Annotated in this window: 25 protein-coding genes and 2 riboswitches; of the genes, 6 read left to right on the top strand and 19 right to left on the bottom strand. The window is 47.7% G+C overall.

What is annotated here, in order from left to right; genetic code table 11:
• Window positions 1–348 precede the first annotated feature (348 nt).
• From RBB45_RS10515 to treR, 3 genes are all read right to left on the bottom strand, one after another.
• On the bottom strand, window positions 349–873 hold the full coding sequence (locus tag RBB45_RS10515; RefSeq protein ID WP_253616268.1) for a type 1 glutamine amidotransferase domain-containing protein: 525 nt from the start codon (window positions 871–873) through the stop codon (window positions 349–351).
• Window positions 874–934: 61 nt separating this feature from the next.
• The gene (locus RBB45_RS10510) at window positions 935–2,254 is read right to left on the bottom strand and encodes a lysine N(6)-hydroxylase/L-ornithine N(5)-oxygenase family protein (RefSeq protein ID WP_306009544.1); all 1,320 of its coding nucleotides are present in this window, start codon (window positions 2,252–2,254) and stop codon (window positions 935–937) included.
• A 108-nt stretch (window positions 2,255–2,362) separates the two neighbouring features.
• Window positions 2,363–3,088, bottom strand: a complete 726-nt coding sequence (treR, locus tag RBB45_RS10505; protein WP_306009543.1) for a trehalose operon repressor — start codon at window positions 3,086–3,088, stop codon at window positions 2,363–2,365.
• A gap of 116 nt (window positions 3,089–3,204) precedes the next feature.
• A riboswitch (cyclic di-GMP riboswitch) is annotated at window positions 3,205–3,287 on the top strand.
• Between the two features lie 51 nt (window positions 3,288–3,338).
• Here treR and RBB45_RS10500 point away from each other — a divergent pair.
• Window positions 3,339–6,647, top strand: a complete 3,309-nt coding sequence (locus tag RBB45_RS10500) for an EAL domain-containing protein (RefSeq protein ID WP_306009542.1) — start codon at window positions 3,339–3,341, stop codon at window positions 6,645–6,647.
• Between the two features lie 55 nt (window positions 6,648–6,702).
• On the opposite strand, the gene RBB45_RS10495 is transcribed toward RBB45_RS10500, so the two are convergent.
• The 5 genes from RBB45_RS10495 to RBB45_RS10475 form a co-directional block, all read right to left on the bottom strand.
• Window positions 6,703–7,692: a class I SAM-dependent methyltransferase gene (locus tag RBB45_RS10495; protein ID WP_101551213.1), complete on the bottom strand. Its 990-nt coding sequence runs from the start codon at window positions 7,690–7,692 to the stop codon at window positions 6,703–6,705.
• Entirely contained in the window at window positions 7,689–9,008 is a 1,320-nt protein-coding gene (locus tag RBB45_RS10490; protein WP_009792136.1) for an FAD-dependent oxidoreductase, read from the bottom strand. The genes RBB45_RS10495 and RBB45_RS10490 overlap by 4 nt, the downstream gene beginning before the upstream one ends.
• Window positions 9,009–9,486: 478 nt before the next feature.
• Window positions 9,487–11,160, bottom strand: coding sequence for an acyl-CoA dehydrogenase family protein (locus RBB45_RS10485; protein WP_306009541.1), 1,674 nt, complete (start codon window positions 11,158–11,160; stop codon window positions 9,487–9,489).
• A gap of 13 nt (window positions 11,161–11,173) precedes the next feature.
• Window positions 11,174–12,691 carry a class I adenylate-forming enzyme family protein gene (locus tag RBB45_RS10480; RefSeq protein WP_306009540.1) on the bottom strand — a complete coding sequence of 506 codons (1,518 nt, stop codon included), beginning with the start codon at window positions 12,689–12,691 and terminating at the stop codon, window positions 11,174–11,176.
• A complete protein-coding gene (locus tag RBB45_RS10475; protein WP_101551202.1) occupies window positions 12,688–13,071 on the bottom strand; it encodes a MerR family transcriptional regulator in 384 nt (127 codons plus the stop codon). Before RBB45_RS10475 ends, RBB45_RS10480 begins: the two co-directional genes overlap by 4 nt.
• A gap of 231 nt (window positions 13,072–13,302) precedes the next feature.
• Here RBB45_RS10475 and RBB45_RS10470 point away from each other — a divergent pair, with 231 nt between their 5' ends.
• Window positions 13,303–13,626, top strand: coding sequence for a helix-turn-helix domain-containing protein (locus tag RBB45_RS10470; RefSeq protein ID WP_009792142.1), 324 nt, complete (start codon window positions 13,303–13,305; stop codon window positions 13,624–13,626).
• A gap of 139 nt (window positions 13,627–13,765) precedes the next feature.
• On the opposite strand, the gene RBB45_RS10465 is transcribed toward RBB45_RS10470, so the two are convergent.
• The 5 genes from RBB45_RS10465 to sipW form a co-directional block, all read right to left on the bottom strand.
• Window positions 13,766–13,906, bottom strand: coding sequence for an anti-repressor SinI family protein (locus tag RBB45_RS10465; RefSeq protein ID WP_101551199.1), 141 nt, complete (start codon window positions 13,904–13,906; stop codon window positions 13,766–13,768).
• Between the two features lie 35 nt (window positions 13,907–13,941).
• A riboswitch (cyclic di-GMP riboswitch) is annotated at window positions 13,942–14,048 on the bottom strand.
• A gap of 241 nt (window positions 14,049–14,289) precedes the next feature.
• The gene (locus RBB45_RS10460) at window positions 14,290–14,487 is read right to left on the bottom strand and encodes a hypothetical protein (protein ID WP_022543371.1); all 198 of its coding nucleotides are present in this window, start codon (window positions 14,485–14,487) and stop codon (window positions 14,290–14,292) included.
• Between the two features lie 51 nt (window positions 14,488–14,538).
• Window positions 14,539–15,450: an LPXTG cell wall anchor domain-containing protein gene (locus RBB45_RS10455; RefSeq protein ID WP_306009539.1), complete on the bottom strand. Its 912-nt coding sequence runs from the start codon at window positions 15,448–15,450 to the stop codon at window positions 14,539–14,541.
• A 71-nt stretch (window positions 15,451–15,521) separates the two neighbouring features.
• On the bottom strand, window positions 15,522–16,118 hold the full coding sequence (locus tag RBB45_RS10450) for a CalY family protein (RefSeq protein WP_306009538.1): 597 nt from the start codon (window positions 16,116–16,118) through the stop codon (window positions 15,522–15,524).
• An 82-nt stretch (window positions 16,119–16,200) separates the two neighbouring features.
• Entirely contained in the window at window positions 16,201–16,836 is a 636-nt protein-coding gene (gene sipW, locus RBB45_RS10445; RefSeq protein ID WP_009792147.1) for a signal peptidase I SipW, read from the bottom strand.
• A gap of 230 nt (window positions 16,837–17,066) precedes the next feature.
• Between sipW and RBB45_RS10440 the strand changes: the two genes are divergently transcribed.
• Window positions 17,067–17,414 (top strand): helix-turn-helix domain-containing protein, encoded by a 348-nt coding sequence (locus RBB45_RS10440; protein ID WP_009792148.1) that lies wholly within the window; start codon window positions 17,067–17,069, stop codon window positions 17,412–17,414.
• On the top strand, window positions 17,411–18,031 hold the full coding sequence (locus RBB45_RS10435; RefSeq protein WP_306009537.1) for a class D sortase: 621 nt from the start codon (window positions 17,411–17,413) through the stop codon (window positions 18,029–18,031). Before RBB45_RS10440 ends, RBB45_RS10435 begins: the two co-directional genes overlap by 4 nt.
• A 110-nt stretch (window positions 18,032–18,141) precedes the next feature.
• Here RBB45_RS10435 and RBB45_RS10430 read toward each other — a convergent pair whose 3' ends face one another.
• The 3 genes from RBB45_RS10430 to RBB45_RS10420 form a co-directional block, all read right to left on the bottom strand.
• Window positions 18,142–19,053, bottom strand: coding sequence for a pseudouridine-5'-phosphate glycosidase (locus RBB45_RS10430; protein ID WP_101551192.1), 912 nt, complete (start codon window positions 19,051–19,053; stop codon window positions 18,142–18,144).
• 17 nt (window positions 19,054–19,070) lie between these two features.
• Window positions 19,071–20,168: a carbohydrate kinase gene (locus tag RBB45_RS10425; protein ID WP_306009536.1), complete on the bottom strand. Its 1,098-nt coding sequence runs from the start codon at window positions 20,166–20,168 to the stop codon at window positions 19,071–19,073.
• 158 nt (window positions 20,169–20,326) lie between these two features.
• Window positions 20,327–21,712, bottom strand: a complete 1,386-nt coding sequence (locus RBB45_RS10420; protein WP_306009535.1) for an alanine/glycine:cation symporter family protein — start codon at window positions 21,710–21,712, stop codon at window positions 20,327–20,329.
• Window positions 21,713–21,866: 154 nt separating this feature from the next.
• Between RBB45_RS10420 and RBB45_RS10415 the strand changes: the two genes are divergently transcribed.
• Both RBB45_RS10415 and RBB45_RS10410 read left to right on the top strand, forming a co-directional pair.
• A complete protein-coding gene (locus RBB45_RS10415; protein WP_009792153.1) occupies window positions 21,867–22,286 on the top strand; it encodes a MarR family winged helix-turn-helix transcriptional regulator in 420 nt (139 codons plus the stop codon).
• Between the two features lie 78 nt (window positions 22,287–22,364).
• Entirely contained in the window at window positions 22,365–23,567 is a 1,203-nt protein-coding gene (locus tag RBB45_RS10410) for an MFS transporter (protein WP_009792154.1), read from the top strand.
• 384 nt (window positions 23,568–23,951) lie between these two features.
• Here RBB45_RS10410 and RBB45_RS10405 read toward each other — a convergent pair whose 3' ends face one another.
• The 3 genes from RBB45_RS10405 to motA form a co-directional block, all read right to left on the bottom strand.
• Window positions 23,952–25,169 carry an MDR family MFS transporter gene (locus tag RBB45_RS10405; protein WP_306009534.1) on the bottom strand — a complete coding sequence of 406 codons (1,218 nt, stop codon included), beginning with the start codon at window positions 25,167–25,169 and terminating at the stop codon, window positions 23,952–23,954.
• 107 nt (window positions 25,170–25,276) lie between these two features.
• Window positions 25,277–26,086, bottom strand: a complete 810-nt coding sequence (gene motB / locus RBB45_RS10400) for a flagellar motor protein MotB (RefSeq protein ID WP_009792159.1) — start codon at window positions 26,084–26,086, stop codon at window positions 25,277–25,279.
• A complete protein-coding gene (motA, locus tag RBB45_RS10395; RefSeq protein WP_306009533.1) occupies window positions 26,079–26,873 on the bottom strand; it encodes a flagellar motor stator protein MotA in 795 nt (264 codons plus the stop codon). The genes motB and motA overlap by 8 nt, the downstream gene beginning before the upstream one ends.
• Between the last annotated feature and the right edge of the window lie 120 nt (window positions 26,874–26,993).

The following is a 26,993-nucleotide window of genomic DNA, read 5'->3' as shown; positions in this document are numbered from 1 at the left end:
TTAAGCAGGATTCACCCCAAAAACAGCAATAATTTTTCCTCTTTACAAAAATACCTATTTACCATCAAAAAAAGAACGGTCACCACTCATGTAACCGCCCCGCCCCCTTCTATTTTGAGTGTGTTTTATGGGCATTTCCAGCTGGGAAAAAAGCCATTGTCTCTACATTTTAAATTATTCATGCCAAAATCTGTTTTTTTCTCCCCGGATTGCGGTTTTTTCACCCCCCTTTAAGCAGGATTCACCCCAAAAACAGCAATAATTTTTCCACTTTACAAAAATACCCAAATCCAAGCGCAAAAAAAGAGCGGGCCACGCTCAACCAATCGCCCCCGCTCCTGCTCCATTTTATTTTGAAAGTACATTCAATGACTCTTTAATGAACGCCGGGATGTCATCCGGGTTGCGGCTTGTTACCAGCTGGTTCTGGCATACGACAACTTCCTGGTCCTTGAAGTTGACGCCGGCGTTTTCCATGTCGACGCGGATGGATTTGAAGCCTGTCGCATCTCTTCCATCAAGCGTTTTTGCTGTGATGAGCAGCTGCGGTCCGTGGCAGATTGCCAATACCGGCTTCATGTCGTCCATGAAGGATTTTGCAAACTGGACAAAACGGTCATCGGCACGAAGCTGGTCAGGAGAAAATCCGCCTGGCAGGAATAGTGCATCAAAGTCGGAAGGATTTACATCATCGATCCCTTTATCAATCTGCACGGTTGCGTCTCCCTGCTTGCCTTTGACAGATTTGCCTGCTTCCTTCTCGATTGCCGTAATTTCATGTCCTGCTTCTTTGAAAGCTTTCGCAGGATCTGTATACTCTACGTCTTCAAACATTTCGGTAATTAAGCATGCGATTTTAGCCAATTTGGTCATCTCCTTTAAATTTGATCACATTAATGAGATTTCCCTCCCTGGGCAGTGATAAAACCTTGTTTTACAGTACAACTTCTTCTTCCCTCGGGACAAAGCGGTGAAAGACGTTTTTCTTGTTGCTTTTATAGATTTCTTTTTCAGCAAGGGTGTTGATGATCCGCCTGTTCCTGTCGACTGACAAGCCGAGATGGGTGGCAGCGGCCCCGTGGGAATGCTCAATATTGGTCAGGGTGAAGATCCTGTTTGTGCGCTTCTTTTTAAAAAGGATTTCATATGAGAGAGACACTTTGAATTCGCGTTCTCCCTCCCAGATGATTTCGTCAGCATAGCGGCTGAGCAGCCAGTCCGGCAGATGCGGCCGATATCCTGTCGCCAGGACCACCTTGTCAGAATCCAGCTTGAAAGGTGTTTCTGACTGCTTCTGCTGGAGCTGCAGCCAGAAGCCGGATGATGTGCGTTCCATCCCCTGAAGCTCCGCGTGCGGCTGAATCCTCGCTAGGCTGGACTCGCCGCCGATTGTCTGGTGATAAAGCTCTTTGTAGATAAGATCCAGCAGCCCCGGCTCAATGCCATTGCGGAGGCCGTTCAATGTATCCAGTGACTGGATCCGTTCCTCATATGGCAGGCTGTGAAAATAATTCACATATTCCGGTGAAAAAAACTCCTGGCCGAGCTTTGTGCTTTCCAGCTGCAGGAATCCGGCAGAGCGGGCCAGCCAGTTGAGCTGAAAATCATGCGTTTTCTGGCATTGCAGAAGATCATAAAAGATTTCCGCGGCACTCTGCCCTGAACCGATGACACTGATGGACCCGCCCTCAACCAGCTTGTCCTTGTACTGCAGATAGCGGCTGGAGTGGATGCAATCCTCCCCCAGGAATTCCTTTATATGCTCCGGCACCAATGGTTCATTCCCTGTGCCTAGAATCAGATTATAGGCAAAATAAGTCTCTTCCTGCCCATTGTCCATATTCAGCACTGTCACCTCAAAAAAGCGCTCACCATTCTCCTCCCTGTCCCGCACATCCGCCACTTCCATGCCGAACCTGCAATTGTCCAGGTTTGAAGCTGCCCATTGGCAGTAATGATTATATTCCTTCCTCGGGATCTCCAGCCGGTGAAAATAGGAAAACTGGGTCAGCCGGTCATGCTCGTGCAGATAATTTAAATACGTATATGGGCTTGTCGGATCAGCCAGTGTGACCAGGTCATCCAGAAACGGCACCTGCATCTCCGAGCCTTCAATCAGCATGCCGGGATGCCAGGAAAATTCCGGTGTTTTGTCAAAAAAGAGCCCCGTCAGTCCAGGGACCTTCTCCAGCATAACGGCCAGGCTTAAATTATAGGGACCAATGCCGATGCCAATCAGATTATATATGTTCATGCTATTACCCCTTCTCAAGGATTTTTCACAACAAAAAAACTAACAGACTTTAATCTGTTAGTTTTTACCCATTTTCTTATTTTTTCAAGCCCGATCCAGCACATCCTGTCAGACTGAAGGCATATCCATCCGCCTGGCAAAATCGACAAATCGGAACTTGTCCGGCCGGTGGCGTGATTCAGTATATTGGAAAAGGGATGCATCATCAAAATAGATATAATTTTTCACGACGACGACGGAATGGTATCCTTCCAGGTCAAGCATCCTCCGGTCTTCCTCTGTCGGCTCCTCGACAGTGAATTCCTTTTTCGCAAAACTGATTTTCTGGTTCAGCGTGTTCTCGATATATTCAAATATTGAATTGCGGCAAATCTCTTCTGTCAGGCCGGGAACCAATTTTTCTACCAGGAAATCTTTATCAAGGATGATCCGCTCACCCTCGATTTTCCGCACACGGCATACCTTCCATATCTTTTCCTCTTCCTTGATATGCAGCTGCCTCATCAAATCATCATCCGGGAACGCAAGCGCAAACTCCGCGACATCGGTTTCCGCCTTCTGGCCCATCTTTCCTGCCAGCTCCTTAAAGCTGACCAGACCGGAAATCGGGAACTGCAGCTTCTTCAGATCAAGCACAATCGAGCCCTTCCCGCGTATCTTCTGGATGAACCCGTTCTGCGCCAGCAGATTCAGCGCCTTCCGAATCGTTTCCCTCGATGTCTCAAACATCTCCGTCAATTCATTTTCAGACGGCAGAATGCTTCTTGCAGGATAATATCCATCCTGTATCTTTGATGCCAGTTCTTCGTATATGAGCAGATATTTATTCTTCATTATTAATCACCTAAGGTTATTTTACCGTTATAGAAGCGGTTTGAGAATGCCTAATCATGTTATCAGTTATATATTACCAAAATAATTGCCAGGATTTCCACATTAGGGATATGTTACTATATAAGTGGCAAATTTTACGAAAGTAAAAGACGCAAAGCTGCGGGCCTAAGGCTTTTGCTATGGCAGCCGGGCTGCTTGCTATTTTTTTAGCATGACACCTTGCCAGATTAATAGAAAGGTGAAGAAATCATTGAAAAAAATAGAAAATCACAAATTGAAAACAACTATTCAAGAACCAGGTGCCCCCCTGGTTGAAAATATACATATCTATGAAAGCTTATTCCTGAACACATCAGACCTGGCTTACATACTGGATAAAGAAGGCCAAATCCTTAAAGTAAATGAGGCGGCCGTTAAGGCCACAGGATTTAGTGCAGAAGAAATTCAAAAGAGGGGATTTTTTCCCTTTGTCTGCAAGGAAGATCTCCCCAAGGCAGAGACAAGCTTCCAGGCAGTATTGCAGGGTTCTACCCAAACACATATTTTCCGGATCAACCGCAGAGACGGCGGGCTGATTCTGTTAAACAGTGTCGCCATCCCGATTATCCAGGAAAACCAAACCATCGGGATCATTGGGATCTCAAAGGATATTACAGCCGAGGAAAACTTAAAGCAAAAGCTCAGCATAAGTGAACAGATGTACAGATCTCTTTTTGACAACCATCCGGATGCCGTATATTCACTGGATTTAAACGGAGATGTGACAGCCTTTAACGAATCCCTCGTCCGTTTGTTCCATTATGATCCCGACATGCATGGAATATCTTTCAGGCAATTTGTTGCCCCGGAATCTATGAGCCTTGTGATGTGCATGTTTAAACTGGCCGCAAAAGGAAAACCGCAAAACTACAATATGACCGGCATCAACAGATCCGGGGAAAAGTTTGATGCAAATATCACAAATATTCCTATCATTACAGATAATCAGATAACCGGCGTATTCGGGATTGCCAAGGACATCACAGAACTGGCTGAAAAGGAGCGCAAGCTGCAGAAAGCGGAGGAAAGGCTCAATCTCGCCCAGAAGACGGCTAACTTCGGATATTGGGACTACTATTTCAAGGAAGACTCCGCCTACTGGTCTGAGCATATGTATGAAATGTTCGGAGTATCAAAAGATGAATTCATTCCTTCTTTTGATTATTATAAAAACTTTATCCACCCGGAGGACCTTGCACCGTTTCTGAAAAATTACCATGCTTCACTGGAGGAAAAGACCCCGGCAGATCTGGAATACCGAATCATCCGGAAGGACGGCCAAGTACGCCGGCTCCACCATCAGTCCACCTTGATCCTCGATGGTGACGGCTGTCCTGAAAGGGCCGTCGGCATTTCGCGCGATGTTACGGAACAGCGGGAAATAGAGGACAGACTGGCTGAGAACACAGAGCAATTTAAGAGCTTTTATAATAATTCAGATGTGGGTGTATGGTCGCTCGACCCCGCTGGCAAAAAGGTTCTGATCTGTTCTGATGCGATCCTTGCTATCTATGGGTATACCAAAAAAGAACTGTATAGAGATCCCCGTATATGGAATAGATCTATTCATCCGGATGATATGCGGGAAGTGATGAACAATCAGAATAAAATATCAGAAGGAAATATTATCAAGCAGCAATACAGAATCATCACGAGGGATGGAAAGCTCAAATGGGTAAGCGACCACCTCATCCCCATCTATGATGAAAATGGCCGGCTCATTCGCCTGGATGGCATTGTGGCTGATATTACAGCCCAAAAGCAGGCCGAGGCACAAATGGAATTCCTCGCCTATCATGATTATATGACAGGCCTGCCGAACAGGCGCCTGTTCGACCAGACCCTGAATGGCCTGTTCGAGGACAAAAATCCGGAAAAATTCGCGATCATGTATCTGGATCTTGACCGATTCAAGCATATCAATGACACCCTGGGCCATCCGATTGGCGATCAGGTGCTGAAAGAGGCGGCGGACAGGATAAAGGCCTCCATTCGGAAGGATGATTTTGCTTCCAGGATGGGCGGCGATGAATTTGCCATTATCGCGCCGAACGTTGAGAGCATTGAGGATGCAAGCAGACTGGCAGCGGAAATTACAGGCACCATCCAGAAGCCATACGAGATTGAAGGCTACGAATTATTCATTACGGCAAGTATCGGGATCAGCCTGTATCCCAATAATGGCAGCACGCCGGAGGAACTGGCGCGCAATGCCGATGCCGCCCTGTACCATGCCAAGCAGATGGGCAAAAGCAGCCATCAGGTTTACAACGCATCCATGAATATTGAATCATTCAAAAAGTACTGCCTGGAAAGAGATATGCGGAATGCTTTGAAGGATGACCAATTTTACGTGGAATTCCAGCCAAAGATCGAGCCAAGGACCCATAAGCTGGCAGGCGCCGAAGCGCTGCTGCGCTGGAACCATCCTGACTGGGGCATCGTATCCCCGATGGAATTCATTCCTGTTGCGGAAGAGTCAGGGCTGATCGTTGAAATCGGCGACTGGGTAATTGAAAATGTGATAGCCAAGATGGAGGAATGGCAGAAAGGCGGCCTCTCCCTTGTGCCAATCTCCATCAATGTGTCAGGACAGCGCTTTTACAAAAATAATCTGGCCGAAATGATCGGGGACCTTTGCCAAAAGCATGGAATTTCCCCCACGCTGCTTGAATTGGAGCTGACTGAATCCAGCCTGATCCACTATTCGGACCAGGTCCTCCAGGAGCTTGAAAAGCTTGGGCAGCTAAAAATAAAACTGTCTCTCGATGACTTTGGAACAGGCTTTTCATCGCTAACGCACCTTAGGAAATTCAAGTTCAATACGCTAAAAATAGACAAATCTTTTACCAAAAATATCATCTCCAATCTGGAGGACGCCACCATTACCTCCAGCCTGATCGACATGGCCCATGGTCTGAATATGAAGGTAGTCGCTGAGGGAGTCGAGGAATTTGAACAGCTGGATTTTCTCAAAAAGAAGGGCTGCGATGAAATCCAGGGCTTTCTCTTTTCCCGGCCTGTTTCCGGCATAGTGTTCAGGGACTTTCTAAAAGAAGGGTATATTCTGCCGGACGGCGGTAAAGGCTTGGACAAGCTGAAAAAACAAAGGAAGTATTTCCGGATCGATCTTCCCCTCCCTCTCGGTGCTGACCTGACCATCCTCAAGCTGAAAGATAAAAAGGTCGAGATGGGCAAAAATGAAGTGCTGATCGAAAATATCGGACCCGGCGGCGCCAGATTGTATACCAACATCAAACTGCCGATCAGACAGGATATTCTCTTTCAGATCCAAACAAAGATTCTTGGAGAAACACTCAGCCTTGATGGGCATATTGTCTGGAAAGAAGAAAAATCGGACCTTGTCACACAATATGGGCTGGAGTTCAGCATAGATGACAAGCGCCGGGAAGAGCTCACCCAGCTTCTGAATGAAATACAGGGACCTGCCGAAAAAGGCACAAGGATTCCCGGCTCCCGGCAAGTAGAGGCAGAATGCCCGGTTGATTATTTCGGCTAGAGTGCCTTATTGCCATCTGCACAGGAAAAGACGGAGCACCTGCCCCGTCTTTTTTCTATGCCCGTCCCAGCTCAACGAAATACCATCCGCCTTCTGTGATGATCGGCTTGAAGGTCTTTATTTCCATCCCGAGCTTGCCGGCTATTTTCATCATATCTTCTTCCGTCGGGGTGGCATACAGATTTTCAAATGCCGAGAAAAAGCTGTTGAAGACGCTTGAAAATTCCTCGCCCTTCTTGGAATGAAGAATCGGGGTAATGACAGTGATCGTCCCCTTATCCGACAGCCAGCCGCTCATCCGCTCAAACAAGCCTTCCCGTTCCTCAGGCTCAATATAATGAAGGAGATTATTGATCATGATCAAATCTGCCTTTTTCTCCGGTTCATATTCCTGCATATCCGCATGGACGATGCTGATATTCGGATTGTCAGCACAATTGCCGGCTGCAGATTCTGCAACATCTTCATTGATTTCAATACCGGTCATGGTAATGTCCGGATGTTTCTGGCTGATCCGTTTAAGATACCCTCCTTCGCCGCATCCTACATCCAGAATCGATTTTATATCATTATTCTTTATTACCTTGGACATCTTTGGCAGTGCGAGCTGCTCCAAGAGGGAGGAAGTCCGTGCCACGGTCGGTCCGTGCTCGTCATTGTCAAATGTGTTCCGCTCATTTTTCCGCAGCATATCCGGATAGGTCAGCAGTGTCGGGATATGGAGCTCCATCATTTCCTTCAGGATGACACCTGTCGAACGCGGATTCTTAGGCGATGAGGGGAGGCTGAATTTTGAGGCGGTCTTGATTTTTCCATCGCGCTTCTTCTTCAGATGCTTGACCGCCAGTCCCACCTCCACCCATCTGGTGAGGAGCTCCTCCTGGTAATCATGCGCCGCCGCCACCTCGCGGACCGTCTTCGGATCCTTGAACTGGGAGAACAAATCCAGCTCAAATCCCACATAAGCATGCCAGCTGTACAGGAAAGGCTGGTTTTTCTTCATCCAGTTCCTTGCTTTTAATAGTCTTATATATTCCGAGATCATAGCACGCCTCCTGCCAATTTCGTTTTCCAAGGATAGTCATCCTTTTCTTTGTAAAAATAACTTTCCTTCTCTGCAGGCGAGAGCTTCTTCTCGCGGGCAGGCAGCATCCCGATCTGAATGGCGCGGTCCAGCAGGCTTTCCTGCCAGAATCCGAGTCCTGAAATATTCAGCATCTGTTTGAACTGCAGCTTCTTGTCCCTTTCGATCTGCTTCAGCCCCTTCTGCCTGATCCCTGTCACAAGCTGATAAGGATAGGAATAGGCAAGTGCTGATAAATGGCTGAACTTGATCATTTTTTCCGCCCGGTGCTTGCGGACTTTTTCATAGCAGCTCAGCCATTTCGGGCTGAGATTCCCTGTCTCATACATCGTCACCAGCAGCTCGCCGAGCACATCGGCATCCTGGATCGCCATATTCATGCCCTCACCGGCCATCGGATGGACCGTATGCGCCGCATCGCCAAGGATGACATGGTTGCCGTCCACATATTTATCTGCATAAAAGGCGGTCGGAATCATCAGCTGAATATCCTTCCAGCTCTTCAGCTTCGTCACATAACCATCAAGCTCCGGGTACAGCTCGATGTACTTCTGATGGAAATGCTCGATCCCCTTCTCCTGAAACTCCTTATAAGTCCCCTCCGGTATGAGATACACCGAACGGACCTTGTTGTCCGGAAGCGGGAACAATCCGAGGAACTTATCCTTCGCCGTAATGATCTGCCCTTCTGTCAAACTGTCCGGCCGCGGGAAAGTCACCGTCAGGAAATGATGATTATAATCAATCTTCTTCGTCTCGCTCTCAATCTTCTTTCTCGTCAGGGAGTTGCGGCCCTCTGCCCCGACATAGAAATCCGCCTTCAGCGAAAACTGCTCCTTCCGCTTCCGCACCTCCACAATCAGCCGGTCTTCGCAATACCCTTTGCCAAGCCCGCCTTTTATATATTCGAAATTGGAATAGCTCATCGCATGCTTCAGGAGAATGCCCTTCAGCGTCTCATGCTCAATCATCAGCGCATAATCAAATTCCCCGGGAAGCACCTGGTAATCCATCGCCAGCTCTTCTTCCTCTTCATCAATCTCGGAAAAATTGATCCTCGAAAACTTATGGCCGTTATACTCAATCTCACTCAGGATCTCCAGCTGCTCAAAAATCTGCAGACTCTTCGGCTGCAGCAGCTCTCCCTTATACACCGGCGACGGACCATCAAGCTTTTCAATCACCGTCACATGCACATCCGCCTGCGCCAGCTTCAGCCCCAGCGTCAGCCCGCCGATTCCGCCGCCCAATATCGCCACCTCTGTCTTAAGAACCATCCAGTCCACCACCTTTTTCTCATCTTATAGCCTGGAATTGGGATTTTGAAACCAGGGGGTGTGCTGGGGTTTTTGGAGTGGTGCCTGGTACCGGAGCTGCGGGGATGCAGAAACGGCGCTGTTTTGTGCGGGGTGGTGCCTGGCACCGGGATGCGGTGGAGAGCTCTGACGGCGGAGTTGCTAATAAAACCTGAAAGTTGCTAATATAAATGAAAAGTTGCTAATATATGGCGAAAGTTGCTAATATACTGGAAAACTTGCTAATAAAACGAAAAAGTTGCTAATATCCGCCCGGCAGCAGTTCCCTTCCAGCCAGCGCACGCTCAACCGAGCCACCCCCGCCGCCCCAAGTCGCAAATATATCCCAAAACTCGCAAATATCCTCCCAAACTCGCAAATAACCTCCCGCCGAACCACCAGCAAACCTCCGCACCAGCACAAAAAAAGCGCCAAATCCCAGATTCAGCGCACACTCCACTCAAATCTCCACTTCCGCCGCTTCCCCAACATGCATCAGTACATCAAAATGCTTCACCGGCAGCATTTCTTCATCCAGCACCTCAGTCAGCCCCCACGCATCATTCAAAAACACCCGCGCTACAATCTCTTTCCGCTCACCACCGACAGCTGCATCCTTCAAAGCGATCACACTTTCATAGATTTTCCCCATCAGCACAGCTGCCCGCTTGCAGTGGTACGTCTGCATATCGCGATCCCCGCGTCCAACAGCCGCAAGCAGTTCCTTCAACTTCAAAAGACCCGCATAAACTGGTGCCGCAAACTCCTGAAGCCGCTCATCCAGCCCCTCAAGCTCCGCCTCCATTTTCCCGACAAACAGCTCATCTGCCCGAAACTTCTCTATCAATCTCAAAATCTCAAGCCCCAGAATATTAGCTGTACCTTCCCAAACCGTCAGCACCTGCGCATCCCGCAATAGCCGCGGTGTGACAAAGTCTTCAATATAGCCGTTCCCGCCATGCATCTCAATCGATTCATGCGCAAAATGAATGGCCTGCTCAGCTGTTTCTTTCTTCAGCAGTGCGATCAAAAGCCGGTTCATCGCTTCCTCTTCGCGCGAAGCTTCGCCTGCCGCCACCCGGTCATACAGCGCAATCAGACTGAACACGGCACTCGTCTCAACCTCCTGCTTTGAAGCCAGCTTGGCAAGTGTCTCTTTTACCATCGGAAAGTCAGCAAGCCTGCTGCCAAAGGCGTTCCGCACAAAAGCGTATTGTTTCGCCTCCAAAAAAGCCCGCTGCATGATGCCGATGCTAGCCACGCTATTGCAGATCCGCGACAGATTAAGCGCCTCCATCATATAGTGGATTCCTTTATCCGCATCGCCTACCAGATGGGCCTCTGCCCCGTGGAAGACCACTTCTCCTGACGGCACAGCGCGGACGCCAAGCTTATCCTTCAGCCGCCTGATCTCAAGTCCGTTCAGCTCGCCGGTCTCCTTCCGCCATGGAACAAGGAACAAGCTCAAGCCTTTCGATCCAGAAGCCGCCCCCTCTCTCCTTGCCAAAACCATCGCCACTCCGCACGCACCCGCATTGGAGGCAAAATATTTTTCCCCATAAATCCGGTACTGGCCGTCCTCCAGCACGGCCTTCACTTCATTGGCGCCTACATCAGAGCCGCCCTGCCTCTCCGTCAGAAAGGTCGCACCTTCAAACAGCTCGGTCTCGCCCGTGCTGATCACATGAGGCAAATACTTCTCCTTCAGCTCTTCATCCGCATAATGATCGATCAGATAAGCGGTCGCCATCGTTAAAGTGACCGGGCAGTAAAAGCCAGGCTCCGTCTGTGACAGCAGATATCCCTGTGCATACGAATACACATAATTCCCCTTGCGCCCAAGCTCGGGAATTTCCTTATGGACATAGCCGACAATGCCGGCATTATAAGTCTGCTCCACCGTTTTCCTGTATCCCTCATTCAGCCAGACATGGGAAATATCATTGCCCATTTTGTCATACTTGATCAGCCGCGGCTGGCCTTCCCTGTCGGTATGGACCGCCCGCTCGTCAATTTCCCCGGCACATAACCCCCCGAACGTTTCAAGCTCCTTTTCAGCCCATGCAAAAAATTCCTCATCCATATACTGCTTCAGCACAAATGCCAAATTCGGATCTTCCTGATAAAAATTCATAGGTTGCCCCTCCTCAAACAGATTGCTTCTGCTGCCTCAATGACTGCTTCAAAATCTTACCTGTCGCATTCCGCGGCAGCGCCTCTATTTCTTCATATAATTTAGGTATCTTATAATCAGCTATTTTTCCTGACAAAAATGCCTTTAACTCACTCTCATCCAGACTGCCCGGCTGCTTCAGCACAACATAGGCCTTTACTGTCTCGCCCCACTCCGGATGCGGCACGCCGACAACTGCTGTCTCGGCAATGGCAGGATGCGAAGCCAGCAGCTCCTCAATCTCTTTCGGAAAAATATTGACGCCGCCCGAAATGATCATATCCTTCTTCCGGTCGACGACCCAGATATAGCCGTCCTCATCAAATCTGGCCATATCACCGGAATAGAGCCAGCCGTCCTTAATCGTTTCCGCTGTTTTTTCGAGACCTTTATAATATCCCTTCATGACGCCTTCGCCCTTCAGAAGGATTTCGCCAGCCTCGCCTGGCTCGACTGGATTGCCTTTTTCATCGGCAATCATGATCTCCGTTCCGAGCGCCGCTCTCTTCCCGATGCTGCCTGCCTTCTGTCCATGCTCGCCAGCCAGCAGCAGGGTCCCGCTCGGACCGGCCTCTGTCAGTCCATACACACAATAAAGGCTGTCCGTTTTCAGCCGCTCCTTCACCAGCCTGACTTCCTTTTCTCCAAGCGGAGCCCCGCCGTATACCCAATACTCCATTGAAGACAAATCATATTTTTCGATATCAGGCTGCTTGGCTGTGAAAAGATAGGCAACCGGTGCACCGAAGAAATGGGTCGCTTTTTCCGAAGAAACGAGCTTTAACAAAACTTCCGGTGTGAAAATGGGAGCCATGATATGGGCTGTCCCCACATAGGTCCCTGCAATCAGGAACAGATGGAGCGGCGCCGAGTGGCTCAGCGGCATCAAATGGAGCATGCGGCTTTCCGGCTGCATGGACATTTCCACCGCCATCATGATCGCTGCCGAAAGAATATTGCGGTGTGTAAATAGAACCCCTTTCGGATTTCCGGTCGTCCCTGACGTATAAAGGATCGCGGCCTCGTCATCCTCCATCAAAGGAATTCCCGCATCCATATCCCGGCCGCCCGTCACCAGCTCTTCAAAACTGGCCCAGCCAGCCGCTGCTGCACCTGTCTTCACACACTCGAGACCAGGCCTTTCATTCAGGGTTCCCGTCTGTTCAACCAGCATTTCATGAGCAAATAAAGCTCTCGCTCCGCTATGTTCGAGGATATAACCCAATTCCGAGGCCGTCAGCCGGCTGTTCACCGGCACAATCAGCGCACCAATCCTAATCGCCGCGAAATACGTAACCACAAATTCCGAAACATTTGGCATGAAAAGCAGAATTCTATCTCCTTTCTCATAGCCCCTCGTCCTCAATGCATCTGCCAGCTTATTGACCCTGCTGTTCAGCTCTTTATAAGACAGCCTCTCCTCCCCGGAAATGACAGCCTCCCTGTTTGGATATTTCCTTCCGTTCCTCGCCAGCAATTCAGATACGTTCATATATGATCCCCCTTTTCGTTCAGCCTTTTTTCAAATTGGTCCAGCATCTTTTCCATTTCTTCTTTTAAAAAAAGCAGCTCCTCGATGCGGGCGTTCACCTCCTTTACTCTGTCCCTGCCATACTCGACCGTTCGCTCCAGCTGTTTCCGCCCTGAACGGTCCTGGTCAAAGAGCACGATCATTTCTTTTATTTCATCCAGCTTAAATCCGAAGCGCTTGCCCCGGAAAATCAGCTTCAGGCGGATATAATCCTTTTTGGCAAAAATTCTTCTTCCATTTTCATTTCTATTAGGGCATAATAAGCCAAGCTCTTCATAATATCTGATGGTCCTGGTGCTGACATCGAAAGCCTTTGCCAGCTCCGAAATGGTGTATTCCACACTATCACCTAAATTCTTTAACTATTCTGACACCAATATAACATTTACGTTAACGTAAAGTTCAAGTCTTCAGCGGATTCAGTTTCTATTAAGAAAAATTTGATTTTTTCGTCTGGACTCTTAGGAAAAGATATTACAATTGTGTTAAAATGAAATATAGTGATTGAACAAATCGTTCTTAATAAATAACTCTTCGATCAAATAACTTCTGGATAAAAGGTGTGTGGAACAATGATTGGCGAACGTGTAAAAAGACTGCGTCAGGAGAGAAAGATGTCATTATCAGAGCTCGCTGAACAGGCAGGCGTAGCAAAATCCTACCTAAGCTCCCTGGAAAGAAATCTTCAGACGAATCCTTCCATTCAATTTTTAGAAAAAATTTCTGCTGTTCTTCATGTTCCGGTTGATACACTGATCCTGGACCAGCCCAATAAAGAAGAATTGGATTCTGAATGGATGAACATCGTCAAAGAAGCAATGGATTCCGGCATCTCAAAGGACCAGTTCCGCGAATTCCTCGAATTCAATAAATGGAGGATCAATCAAAAAAAATAACTGCTCCGAGGCTGTTATACAAAAAAGGACAACCAGTCATCAAGCTTGACAGCCTCCGTAACCTCCAATGTCCCCGCAAAATAAAAAAGCATTTCTCCTGCAGAGAAACACTTAGCTTTCTATATTCTGTTGTTAGTTTTCAGCCGTTATCCGCTATCAGATCCACTGCCGGCTGGCCGGCAAGAAAGTTAAGTATATCTTCTTTTTTCAGGCCAATATTCTTTGCTTCAGCAATTAGTGCCACCCATTCCAAGTCCAATTCCTGCAAATTATTTTTCATAACCCTTCTCTTCCCCCTAAAATACATTTCGTATTCCAGGCAATCCAGCCGTCCTGGCGCCTCATCCGACTTTACTATCGATAAGCGCGGTAGACCTGTGACTTTGCGTCCCCATCTTTCAACAGGTTTGCCTTTTTCTGCTCACTCCTGCTTTTTTCATATCCTCTTAAGACTACTATAAAAGTTTTCCCAGCATTTGCGTGTTGTATTTTGTCAAATTCTTCAAATTATTTTAAGATATTATTCGACAAAATGAAGGATAATTGGATAGATTTAGAAATCTTCCGGAAACCCATAAGACTTCTGGCCCGGTAAATCTGGGTATAGTGTAAGATTTTTGCTCATTCCGTCGACAGCTTTTAGGTAGGCCTTATTTCCTCTATCTATTTAACGGCCCTTCCCTTATAGCTCTCCATCTTCCTCTTAAAAGGCACCACCTTCACCGGCAGCTGCTCAAATGTAAACGCATCAAAAAAGGGAAACAGCGTCAGATCATTGCCGCACACCGGACAGAGCCATTCGCCCATTTCACTGCTGCTGTAGGATGGGCGGTGGCATTTAGGGCAGTTTTTTCGGTACATAGGGGGGTTCCTCCTTAGATAAAAGGCCTTGAATAGCATTCCAAGGCCCTGTTAATGGTCTTTCCTGATCCTGCGGTATCTTACTAGCAATAATATGCCGCCTGCCCCCAGCAAAATGCCTCCGAGAAGCATGAAATTATATGTGTTGGTTGCCGTGTCAGGGAGTATATTTTCTCTGATTTCTGGTGTGACCGTTATACCGTCACCTGGATCGCTGCCTGGGTTTCCGCTTGCCGGTTCATCGGGATTATTTCCTGGGCCGCTGCTGTCATCTCCTGGGTCCTCACTGTCCCCTTCACCCGGATCCTCGCCATTGTCCCCGTCATCAGGATTGTCTTCACCTGGAGGATCTTCATCACCGGGATTATCCCCTGGGTCTTCTCCTGGATTACCCTCTCCCGGCGGGTCCCCATCATCAGGCGGATCTCCGTCTCCTGGAGGATCTCCGTCCCCTGGTGGATCTCCATCTCCTGGCGGGTCGCCTCCGCCATCAAGCGCTTCAGCTACAAACAGTATCTCTACCTCTGCAGAAGAATCCTGGAAGGCATTGCCGAGCTCGTAAGGCATTGTCACCTGGAAAAATAGAGTTTCAGATTGGCCTTTGTTAAGTGGTCTTGGGGTGAAGCCTTTGAAATCCTTCATCTTTCCTTCATATAAAGTGTCATTGCCTTTTTTGACTAAAAGCTCTAACTCTTCGAAAAGACCCTTAACAGATTTCTTTTTCCCGATGATTGTGGTGTATCTGAAATCCTGCTTTCCGTTATTGATGATAGTGATGTCACGGGGCATCCAATCGCCAGGCTTTAAATCACCAACGTGGAAAAAATAGCCGTTCAGGTTAGTATTAATGTCGATTTCTTTGTCTTCAGCAAAGGCTTTTAATGTTGGAAATAGAGTTAAAAGTAACAAGGTTAAAATGGTGAATATTACCTTCGGTTTTGCCAACTTATGCAGGTTGGTCATGGCATTACCTCACTGATTGGTTATTTAGGAAAAGGCGGGATAGAGAATTATCCCGCCTTTCTTTATTTAACTTATTTTGCTACCCCAGCACCTTGTTTGCCTTCAAATGTCCATTTAAGGGATAGAGAGTCACCTTGGAATTTGTTTTGATCTGCATTGTTTTCAACAAATTCATATTGTACATACAGTGTGTCTGTAGTTCCTGCTGCAAGTTTGCCTCCATTTTCAGCAAACCAACCGCTCCAAAAATTTCCTTCAATTACATCTGGAGACATTGTTTGTAAATCATAAAGGGTTGTTGACCAGATTGGCGAATCTAATTTATCAGCATTCGTAAGGAAATTAACACGGATGTGCTTACCAAAGTCATCTCCTGCATTATCTCCCTTCCAATCAGAAATCTCGTATTGAGTCTTTAAATCAATCGTAGCAATATCAAGATTTCCACCATTTACAAGTTTAAAGGAACGCAGCATAGTATCTCCTGGTTTAATTTTACCCACATTTATGATTTCTGTTGGATTAACACTCAGATCCAACGTTCCTGCTTGGAATTTTGCAGTTGCGTCAGCACTGTCACTAAAGTAAGCAAACGTTCCCCCACCAACCAAAGACATTCCAAGCGCCGCAGATGCAATCCCCATTCCAACTTTCTTTTTAAATCCCATGTTCCGTTTCCTCCTCTTACCCTTTGGGTATGTATAATTTTTTATATTGAACCCTGTGTTGCCACAGAGATTTCAACCTTGATCAAGCTGTTTTTTCATTTGAGTCATTTTTGCCTTTTGCTCTGGCCTCGAGTTCCCTCATGGCCTGGTAGATGGTGAAGGCTGCATAGCCTAACATGAGGATGCCAGGGCCGATCAATAGGATAGCGGCGCCTTTCTGCGATTTGGCGAAGTCTATGAAATAACCTGCATACGGCAGGGTATATCCGGTGTAGACGGCAGTGACATTGTCAGAGAGGACCGGGTCCATGTCTTTGGATTTGTTATTGTCCCCTTTTGTTTCGTATAAGACATGCTCTCCGCTGACGGTTACATCTGTAATTCTGTGGGTGATCAGTTTCTTGTCCTCTTCCATGAAAGTGATGATGTCGCCTTTCTTCAGTTCTTTCTTATCGTTGCCTTCAAGAGGTTTGACTGCGATGATTGATCCGGTCATAAAGGTCGGCTCCATTGAACCGGAGAGAACAGTTTTTATTTGATAGCCAAATGCCTGGGGCTCTCCGCCGGAAGCTTTGGACGAGATCACGAGAAATGCCATTAAAATGAGATTGATAAATAATAGCCATGTAATGATGCTGCTGATGATTTTCCTGACGGTTTTCCAGTTGAATTTCACCCTTTGTTCACCTTCCTCTAACTTCTCTATTAATCTACCCATTCTTAGTAACTGTTCACTTTTGTTCTTTTTATCGAACTCACAAGATGAGTATAGTATATTAGTCCAGTCTTTGAAAATTACCAAATTTAGCCGTATTTTCTTTTTAACGAACGTTTTTCAAGGTTTTTCTCAGACTTTCTCAATTATTCTTACTTTTTTGTATTTTTTAATGAACTTAATGTTCGTTATAATGGAAGAGCGTCTATATTATAAGATAGAGGGGAATTCCAATGGTCGGTGAGAGGATAAAACGCTTGCGGCTTCTCAGAGGCTTTTCCATAAATGAGCTTGCTGAAAAATCAGGGGTCTCTAAGTCGTACTTAAGCTATATTGAACGTGATATTCAGAAAAACCCTTCCCTTCAGGTTCTCTCCAAGCTTGCAGCTACGCTTGGTACATCGGTAGAAGAGCTTCTGGACTATAAAGTGAGAAGTAATATTGAGCCAACAGAGCTTGATCCCGAATGGCTGGGCCTTGTCCAGGAGGCGATCGACCAGGGCATTACAAAAGAGGATTTCAGCTATTACCTTGATTTTATCCGCTTTAAAAACACACATGGAGGCAATGACGGCAAGTGAAGGCTAAAGGCACATTACTATTATACTCAGCTATAATATTCATTCTGGCTGGCGGAGGGCTGCTGTTGTTCTCTGTAAAGGAAGCAGCAGAACAAAGCCAGCAAACTGAGGAAGCCCTTGAGGCTGCAAAGAGAACACTTCCAATAAAGGAAGCAGCTTTGCCCTCGAAAGAACGCCCAGCTGAGAAGCCAATCATCCCTGTCTTTAAAACAGGCGACATTATCGGCATTTTAGAAATCCCGGCACTAAAAGCAGAGCTTCCTATAATAGAAGGAACCGATGAAGAAGAACTGGAAAAAGGAGTCGGGCATTACGCTGGCACTGTATTCCCTGGGCAGAAAGATCAGATTCTTCTCTCCGGCCATAGAGATACCGTTTTCCGCAAAATAGGTGAACTAAAAATGGGGGATGAGCTGGTTGTGAAAATGCCCTATGGCGATTTCACATATGAAATCATCAACTCTTTTATTGTCGATGCAGATGATACTACTGTCATTAAGCCGACGGCTCCGGAGGAAATACTGACACTTTCAACATGCTATCCATTTTATTTTGTCGGCAGTGCACCGGAGCGGTATATTTTGACTGCAAAGAGGGTTGAAGCTCCACACTCTTGACGAATCTCTGCGATTGAAAAATTGACACACGAGTGCAACCAGCACTGATATCTTGATGTCAGCACCAATCAAAAAAACCGGCCCCCACCTGGGACCGGCTCTCCACCATTTTATTTCTGCAGCCCAACCGCAATCTTCGCTCCAACTTCGGCATTATGCTTAACTAGCGCGATGTTGGCTGTGAGGCTTGTTCCTTCTGTCAGTTCTTTTACTTTGCTTAGGAGGAAAGGTGTGACCAGCTTTCCGGCAATCTGATTGTCTTTCGCTTCTTGAAGCGCTGTTTCGATGACGTTGGTGATGAAGCTTTCTTCCAGGGCATCCCCTTCCGGTATCGGATTGGCAATGACGACTCCGCCGTTCAGGCCAAGCTCCCATTTTGTGCGGATCAGGCTGGCGGCATCTTCAGGCGCATCCACGCGGTGGTTGACGTCAAATGGGCTTGTCCGGGTGTAGAATGCCGGCAGCTTGTCTGTTTCGTAGCCGACGACCGGGACGCCGTGTGTTTCCAGGTATTCAAGGGTCAGACCGATATCCAGTATGGATTTGGCGCCTGCACAGACGACTGCAACATTGGTCTGGGCGAGCTCCTGCAGGTCAGCAGAGATATCCATGGTTGTTTCCGCTTCACGGTGGACGCCGCCGATGCCGCCTGTGACGAATACTTCAATGCCGGCAAGCTCTGCGCAGATCATGGTTGCTGCAACAGTGGTTGCGCCATTTTTGCCCTGGGCGATCAGATAAGGAAGGTCGCGGCGGCTGGCTTTTTCAATGTCCTTGCTTTGGGCGAGGAATTCGAGCTCGTCCTCAGAGATGCCGATTTTTATTTTTCCATTGATGATGGCGATGGTTGCAGGCACCGCACCATTTTGGCGGATGATTTCTTCTACTTCTTTGGCTGTCACGATATTCTGCGGGTATGGCATGCCGTGGGAAATGATTGTTGATTCCAATGCGACAACCGGTTTATTTGCTTTTCTTGCTTCCAATACTTCTTCTGAGAATTCAAGATAGTTTTCTAACATAGTATGAGTCTCCTTTTTTAGCTGAAATTTTGCTGAAATGTTTCCTGAAGTCTGACATTATTTAAAATCGGACTGACGGTTTCTTCTGATTGCAGTGTCAGCATGCTGCAGGCAATGCCGATTTTGCAGGCATTTTCTGTATTAAGCCCTTTCAGGTGGGCGTAAAGGATTCCGGCAACCAGCGAGTCGCCTGCCCCAGTCACATCCTGTACCTTGATCTTAGGCGGAAGCAGCACCCCTGCCTCGCCTTCCTTCGTGTAGAAAATCAGCCCTTTGTCTCCTCTTGTGATGACGACCTTCTCCACGCCTTTTTTCATGATCTTCTCGGCTGCTTTAAAGAAATCTCCATCACTATTAATCTTCATTCCTGACAGTGTCTCAGCTTCGTCATGATTGGCGATCAGCCATGTGACACCCATCAGATTTTCGGGCAGCTTCTTCACCTTTGGGGACGAGACCGGCGTGATGCAAAGCGGAACAGACTCTTCGTAGCAGCGGGAAATCGTCTTTTTCAATACTTCTGCCGGAAAATTGGTATCGAGCAGGACAATCTCTGCCGAGGCAATATAGCCCCATCTTTTTTCGATAAAATCTGAATCTATGCTATCGTATAAGACCATATCGGCAAAAGCGACTGTCATTTCGCCGTCATGGTCCAAAACTGCTGTATATGTTCCTGTTGCTGTATTAGGCAATGTCTGGGACGGGGAAATGTCGACAAAATCCTTTGTATAGCCCAGCAGCCAGCTGCCCTCAGCATCATCGCCCACTGCCGTCATAAGACTTGCGTCGCAGCCAAGGCGCCCAAGGTTTTCGGCAATATTCCTGGCAACGCCCCCGCATGACTGGGAGCTGGCAGAAGGATTCGAGGTACCGCTTTCAATTTTGCCAATCGCCTGAATTTTCCGGTCAATATTTGCCCCGCCGATGCAGAGAACTTCTTTCTTGTTCGGCAGCATATAAGCCCTTCCCAGGATTTTGCCCTGCTTGGCAAGCGAGGATATATAGCCGGCTGCGGCCGAGCGTGATAACCCGGTCTTTTCTGCAATTTCATTCTGGGAAATGAACGGGTCCTCTTTTATCAAAGTTAAAATGGATTGTTCTTTTTCATTCACAGCGTGTCACCGCCTTCATAAACTTTTGTCTAAATTATAAACATTTGTTGACGGGAAGAGCAATGGTTTTTATGGAAAAATATAGGTCTGACTTATAGGTATGAAGTCAGACCGCCCAAGGGATTGCACAAAAAAAGACGGGGAAATTCCCCGCCTCTTTAAGCAGCATCATCTTTCTTTTTAATATCCTTCAAATAATATTTTTCCGAGGTAAAGAACTCATTTTTAAGCTCTTTCACCTGCTTGCTCAGCAGAAGGACGGCTATGATGTTCGGAAACAATATGGCGGCCAGCGCGAGGTCAAGGAACTGCCAGATTGTTTGCGCGGCGCCTACCGACCCAAGCACGATTGCTCCGATATAAACAAACTTGATGGCCTGTCCTGCGAAATCGCCAAAGAGGAATTCCGCCTGCTTCGACCCGTAGAAAATGACAACAATGATGGTTGAAACCACAAAGAATATGAGTGAAATGGTAACAATGAGGCTGCCTGTCTGTCCGAAATATTGAGAGAAGGCTGCTGTTGTCAGGGATGATGGATCATCCATGGCCCCTTCCCTCTGCCAGACGCCTGAAGACAGCACGACAAAAGCTGTCGCGGAGCAGACAATCAGTGTATCGACGACTATGCCGACAATCGCCCAGAAGCCCTGCCTGACAGGATGGTCCGTCTGTGCAGCCGCATGGGCGATCGGAGCCGTCCCAAGTCCTGCTTCATTGGAATATAATCCTCGTGCAAAGCCCCAGCGGATGACCTCGCCGATGGCTGCACCTGCGAAACCGCCCATTGCCGCTGCCGGCTGGAACGCGTAAGTGAAGATTAATTCCAATACCTCAGGAACCTTGCTGAAGTTCATAAAAAGGATCACAAGCGCTGTTCCCACATAAATCAATGCCATAAATGGAACCAGGATTTCGGTTACCTGCCCGATCCTCTTGATGCCGCCGAATACAATTAATGATACTACTGCTGCAACGGCAATTCCCGTCCACAGTCCATTGATTTCAAAAGTCTCTGAAACAGCAGATGAAACGGCATTTCCCTGCACCATGATGCTCGGGATCAGCTCGATCATCAGGGCAAAGGCAAACCAGACGCCCAGCCACTTCATATTGAGCCCTTTTGTCATATAATACATCGGCCCGCCGACATATTCGCCGTCCTCATTTTTCTCGCGGTACTTGACCGCCAGAACGCTTTCCGAAAATTTAATAGCCATGCCGATCAAAGCAATTACCCACATCCAGAAGACGGCTCTCGGTCCGCCGAACATGATGGCTGCCGGTACACCTACGATATTTGCTGCTCCGATTGTCGAAGACAGTGCAGATGTCAGTGCCTGAAGCGGAGTGACCGTCCCCTCCCCTTTCGGCTTTTTAAACACGCTGCCGAAGGTCTGCTTGAAAATATAAATAGGGTATCTGAATTGGAAGAATCCCAATAAAAAGGTTAAATATATGCCTGTTCCAGCCAGGATAATAATGATCGGCGGCCCCCACAGCCAAGCCGATATACTTCCCACAAGCTCTAAAAATGAGTCCAATTGAATTTCCCCCTAGTAGATAAATTGCACATTGCTGCTGTTTAACCCATTCCCTTCAAGCTACTCTTCAAACCTGTTTCTTAAAACGGACTGGACAAAAATGTCTTTTTACCTTATAGTTAGCTAGGCAACTAATTGAAACGGGTGATCGTTTATGAATAAAATGGATCCTTTTTTTCACAGCTTCAATCAATGCACTCGGCAGTTCTCCAAAGGCCTGAACGATGTGCTGACCCCCATGGGGCTTTATGCCGCACAATGGCCGATCATCTACAGGCTGAAAACAACAGGCACCAGCACACAGGTTGAGCTATCCACCTATCTCAGCGTTGAGGCCCCGACCATGACAAGAGCCCTTCTGCGTCTTGAAAAATCCGGCTGGATCAGCAGGGTGCAGGGGAAAGACAAACGGGAAAAAAAGATTCTGCTGACGGATGCGGCCCTCACTAAATATCCGGATTGGCTGGCCGCTGTAGAACAATACGAACAAAAAATGCTGGAGGATATATCTGAAGAAGAATTAATGGCTGCCATATCAGTCATGCAAAAAATGAAGCAAAATTCCGGACGTTGATCAGCCCCGCAAGATCTTCCGTTTTTCTTCTCACTACTTCACAGACTCTCAGTAAACAAGACATCAAGGAGGACAAACATGAAGAAACAACCCCTTTGGACAAAGGACTTTTTAGGCGTTTCCATTACTAGTTTTTTCTTATTTATTGGCTTTTATATATTGCTGACGACCCTTCCCATTTATATTCTTGATGATTTAAAAGGAAGCGAATCACAGGTCGGCCTCATCATCTCGGTATTCCTGATTGCCGCCGTCATTTCCCGGCCCTTTACCGGAAAATGGATCGACGAAATCGGCCGCAAGAAAATCCTGATGATTTCTATGGTTATTTTTACAGTGGCTTCTGCACTTTATTTTACGGCAGACAGCCTGCCCATGCTTTTGGCAGTCCGCTTCCTGCATGGCGCGGGCTTCGGGATGGCCACAACGGCCACTGGTGCCATTGTCGCTGATATCGTCCCGGCTGAAAGGCGCGGCGAAGGACTTGGCTATTATGCCATGTTCATGAATCTTGCCATGGTTATTGGGCCTTTTACCGGGCTGACCATCATTCAATATGCCGCATACAGCTGGATTTTTGTTTTATGTACGGTGCTTGCCGTTCTGGCTCTGGTGCTTTCATCTATCATCAGCATCCCGGAAAACAGCGGTGAAAAAACAAAGCAGCCTTCATTCGCTTTTTCAAGCTTGTTTGAAAAAAATGCCGTTCCGGTTTCGATTGCAGCCGGCACGCTTGCGTTTGCCTATTCAGGCGTATTATCCTTCATTTCCGTATACGCCAAGGAGCTCGGACTCATGCAGGCGGCATCCTTTTTCTTTGTCGTCTATGCAGCCTTCATCCTGATTTCACGCCCGTTCACTGGCCGCTGGTTTGACATGTACGGAGAAAACCGGGTCATCTATCCGGCAATCGTTTTATTTGCCGCCGGCCTTTTCCTGCTCAGCCTTGCAGACAACAGCTTCCTGTTCCTGCTTGCCGGCGCCGTGATCGGCCTGGGCTACGGCACCATCGTGCCAAGCATGCAGACCGTTGCCATCAAAAATGCGGATCCTTCGAAAAGAGGGCTGGCCACCTCCACCTTCTTTACGATGTTCGACTCCGGCATCGGCCTGGGCTCCTATGTACTCGGCATCGTCGCCGTCTACACAGGGTTTGCCAAGCTATACATGGTGCTCGTTCTTGTCTCGCTGATCGGCCTTGGGCTCTACTATATCCTTCATGGGAAAAAAACAGCAGCAGCCAAAGAAGAAATGCAGTCAGAAGTTAATATTTCTTTGTAATATTGAACAGGACCCTTGGCTGGAGGGTCCTGTTTTTGTGTTTGGGGATGGAATTTGGGCGTTTAGTTGCGGTTTTTGGGCTAATGGTCAGCTTTAAACGTTCATTGGGCAGCTCATTTTGCGGTTATTAGCAAGTTTTTCGTTTTATTAGCAAGTTTCCACTTTTATTAGCAACTTTTTCATTTTATTAGCAACTTTTCCAGTATATTAGCTACTTCTGGCTTTTATTAGCAACTCTGCAAAAACCGGCCCCTGGCTCTTATTTGCGAGTTTTCCATTATATTTGCGACTCTCCGACTTTATTTGCGAGTTTCCCCTATATATTTGCGACTCCGTGCTTTGCCAGCTGCTCCTCCCCCAGCACCTCACCCATTACAAAACACCCTACCCTTCCACACTCCGCACTCCCGCCTTCACTGTCACCAGATTCCCCATCCTGTAAAAGACGATACTGCCCAATGACAGCCCCGCGATCATCCAGAAGGCAATCTGCCCTCCGGTCTGGCCGAGCAGGAAGCCGCCGAGGATCGGGCCTGCGAAATGGCCGATTTTCCGGAATTGGCTGGCCCCAAAGTAGGTTCCTCTGTTCGTATCGTCTGCCAGCTGGTCAATCATGATGCTGCTGGAAGGGAAGATCAGGATTTCCCCGATTGTAACGATGAGCATGGCCAGGATGCCAATGATCCAGCCATTTGTAAAGCTGAAGCATACCAGTCCGAGCGATAGAAGGACAGAGCCGCACATCATCACCTGCAGCGGCTGGAATTTTTCAGCAAAAGAGCTGATCGGCAGCTGCAGGATCACCACCATCACAGCATTGATGGAAAGCAGGCTTGAGTATACAACTATGCCATTGGCCAGTTCGTTTTCCAAAAATTGCGGGAGGGTTGAGTCAATCTGGGCATAGCCGAAATTGATCAGAATGCTTCCCAGTATCAGGAAGAGCAGTGCTTTGTCCCGTCTGACCACACGGATCGACTCCTTGAAGGTCGCCCCCTTCTTGGCGGGATCTGCTGTTTTTTTAATCTTATATCTGGCCAAAAATACTGCCAGGAATATTCCATACAGCAGATAGATCGTCCCGGTTATCACAAATGTGCTGTCTGCGGAAACAGCAGCCAGATAGGCGCCAAGCAGCGGGCCGGCAGATGCTCCGACATTGATGGCGGTATAGCGGAGCGAAAAGGCCTTCATCCGGTATTTCTTGTCTGTCAGGTCGGCTATAAGCGCTTGAGAGGTCGGCTCAAAAAAGGAGCTGCACAAGCCGTTTAAAGCATTCAATATGACAAATAAGGCCGGTGAATCAGCCAGGGCAAACCCGTAAAAAACGAGGCACCACATCATCAGGGCACTCAGCATGACGGGCTTTCGGCCAAATCTGTCCGAAAGATAGCCGCCTATAAAGCCGCCAATGGTCCCGGTCAGCGGACTGATCCCAATGGTCAGGCCGATCAAAAGCGGGTGGAGGTCCATTGTACTGGAAAGGTAAATGGCGAGGAAGGGCAGCGTCATAAAGGAAGCGCCTCTTGCCAGTACCGTCCCTCCCAGAAGGACCCATACCACTGGATGGAACTGCTTAGCATATAACTTTAGTCTGTTCATTTTCATAGCCTTCTTTTAGTAAATTTTGTGATTTCTAAATTTTATCAAAGCAAAAGCAGATACACTATATAAATTTATATAAAAAAACCGAACCATTTCGGCTCGGCTTATGTTCTCGGCAATATTAAAATTTCAACCCGCCTGTTTTTGTCCCGGCCTTCTTTTGTGTCATTGGAGGCGGCCGGCTGGAATTCGCCAAATCCTTTCGCACTGAAGGCCCGGGCGTCCAGGTCTTTGTTATGCAGCAGGATTTTCATGAAGTTTACGGCTCTCATGACGCTTAATTCCCAGTTGGATTCAAACTCGGAGTTTTTGATCGGCATATTGTCAGTATGTCCGCTGATGATGATATTGCGCGGCGGGTCCATGACGAGCAATTCGCCGATTTCGTCGGCGATCGTCAATTCGCCGGATCTTACTTCAGCGCTTCCGGAAGCGAAAAAGACGTTGTCCCGGATCGTTACAAGCAGTCCTTCATCTGTCAGCGAGGTCTCAAGCTTGTCTGTGAGGCCATTGTTTTGAATATAGGTTTTCACCTTTTCTTCGACTTCCTTGAGTTCCTGCTTATCTGTGAGTTTCTGGATTTTGCCTTCTGCTTCCATATCGTTCTGGCCTTCTTCTAAAGTGCCGGCAGCAGAGGCCTTTTCTACCTCGTCTTTGTTTTCGGTATCGGCCTTGTCGGCTGACTGCATGGCGCCATCCGGCATCGGGCTCGGGAAGTCGAAGAAGCCGGTCCCGCCATTGAATGCATCATTGAAGGCCTTTGACAGGGCCTCGAATTTCCTGGCATCCACTGAGCTCATCGCAAACAGGACGATGAAAAGGGCAAGCAGGAGCGTCAGGATGTCAGCATAGGGAATCAGCCAGGACTCGTCAACATGCTCCTCATGATGCTCCTTTTTCTTCCGCTTACTCATTTGCCTTCACTTCGCTTTCCTCGAGGAATTGCTTCCTTTCCCCTGAAGGCAGATAAGATGCCAGCTTTTGCTCGATGACGCGCGGTGCTTCTCCTTCAAGGATGGAGAGGACCCCCTCGATCATCATATATTTCAGCTTTGACTCCTGCTTTGATTTGCGCTTCAGTTTGTTGGCAAAAGGATGCCAAAGCACGTATCCAGTGAAAATCCCAAGCAGGGTTGCCACAAAGGCTGCACTGATGGCATGTCCGAGCGCGTCGGTGTTGCTCATATCCCCCAGGGCGGCAATCAGTCCGACAACCGCACCAAGCACACCAAGTGTCGGTGCATATGTACCGGCCTGTGTGAAAATGGCTGCTCCTGAAAGATGCCTTTCTTCCATTGACTCGATCTCTTCAGAGAGTACATCCCTGATATAATCGGCACTTTGACCATCCACTGCGAGCGAGAGGCCGTTTTTCAGGAAAGGGTCTTCAATCTCGTTTGTTTTGGCTTCCAGTGCAAGAAGGCCTTCCTTCCTCGCCAGCTGTGCCCACTCTGAAAACATTCTGATCAGTTCTGTCGGCACCATTTGTTTTCTTTCTTTGAATAATATGCCGAAAAGCTTTGGCACCTTTTTCAGCTCATTCATTGGAAAAGCGATGGTAACTGCGGCTATAGTTCCAACGATGATGATCAGGATGGCAGCCGGGTTCACCAATGCTGAAGGATGCACCCCTTTCAGCACCATACCGACCCCTACGCCAATGATTGCCAGAATAACCCCAATTAATGATGATTTATCCATATACGTCACCTGTCTTAATAAAATGTCTATTTCTATTTATTTCGACAGGGACCCTCATTTATTTAGGACATTCCTAATATTAATCTGCAATTCTTTTACTTTTAAAATAAAATCGCCACA

This window comes from Bacillus sp. MMSF_3328 (assembly GCF_030733525.1).
Taxonomy (GTDB): Bacteria; Bacillota; Bacilli; order Bacillales; family Cytobacillaceae; genus Bacillus_AB; species Bacillus_AB infantis.
Note: the sequence above shows the minus strand (reverse complement) of the source record. Positions and strands in the feature narration are given on the sequence as shown.